General features: G+C 53.9%; 1 protein-coding gene. It reads left to right on the top strand.

All coding sequences use genetic code 11. The annotated features are described in order from the left end of the window. Positions 1-53: 53 nt before the first annotated feature. Positions 54-382, top strand: a 329-nt coding sequence (locus ACEWB7_RS18750) for a hypothetical protein (RefSeq protein ID WP_411581196.1), incomplete at its 3' end; no start/stop codon positions are given.

The raw sequence follows: 382 nt of genomic DNA, 5'->3' as shown, positions 1-382 counted from the left end.
CCCGCGTACTGAATAACAGCGCGTTGGTCAGTCCCGACACCCGTGACGCCGTTATGCAGGCCGTCACCCTGCTGGGATATCGGCCAAATGCGAATGCGCAAGCGCTGGCCACTCAGGTGAGCGATACCATCGGCGTCGTAGTCATGGATGTTTCCGATGCCTTTTTCGGCGCTCTGGTGAAAGCCGTAGATCTGGTCGCGCAGCAGCACCAGAAATATGTTCTCATTGGCAACAGTTATCATGAGGCGGAAAAAGAGCGCCATGCGATTGAAGTCTTGATCCGTCAGCGTTGTAACGCATTGATTGTTCACTCAAAAGCCTTAACCGATCGCGAGCTGAGCGACTTTATGGATCAGATCCCCGGTATGGTGCTGATTAACCG

It is taken from the genome of Acinetobacter sp. NIOH-H-8 (assembly GCF_046635365.1).
Classification (GTDB): Bacteria; Pseudomonadota; Gammaproteobacteria; order Pseudomonadales; family Moraxellaceae; genus Acinetobacter.
The sequence above is the reverse complement of the archived record's forward strand: the minus strand, read 5'-3'. Positions and strand labels throughout refer to the sequence as shown.